General features: G+C 42.2%; 1 protein-coding gene. It reads left to right on the forward strand.

The window, feature by feature from the left end:
• Positions 1 to 291 precede the first annotated feature (291 nt).
• The coding region (locus KW502_RS15295; protein ID WP_219041412.1) for a transposase at positions 292 to 625 on the forward strand (334 nt) is incomplete at its 3' end.

Below are 625 nucleotides of genomic sequence, written 5' to 3' on the forward strand. Positions count from 1 at the left end.
CAATCGGCGGTAGAAATTTGTGGGCGGTACGCGGTCACTCAACCGAAAACTGTTGAATAACTGCTCTTGATATACTTTTTTGCCTTGCATATCATGAAATTAATCTTTTTTAGTAAATTGTGCAACACGCACATTGGGTATAAAACATAGGGTGGACAGTGGTTTCCGAAAGTATAAGACACTTATCCAAGTTCGTTTCGGGTGGACAGATATGTGCTTTGAAATGCCCTACGTTTCATACCCTAGACCGTCAGAGTGTCTCAAAACCTAAGAATTTTGTATTTTTAGGATATGGAATACCAACAAGGACAAGACCGGGAACAGCTCAGCCTTTACGCAACCTGTTTGGATGATATGATCCCTGGGGAGAATAGCGTACGGCTCATCGATCAATTTGTAAACTTGCTCGATTTATCAAAAATGGGCTTTCAAACCATAGCCACTCAGGGAAGGCCGCCCTATCACCCGGCAGACCTGCTCAAGCTCTTTATCTATGGTTATATGAACCAGATGCGATCTTCCCGAAGATTGGAGAAAGAGGCTTATCGTAACATTGAAGTGATCTGGCTGATTAAAAACTTAAAACCCGATCACAATACCATTGCCCGGTTTAGAAAAGAAAACC

The sequence above is a fragment of the Mesonia aestuariivivens genome (assembly GCF_019311235.1).
GTDB classification, from domain to species: Bacteria; Bacteroidota; Bacteroidia; order Flavobacteriales; family Flavobacteriaceae; genus Mesonia; species Mesonia aestuariivivens.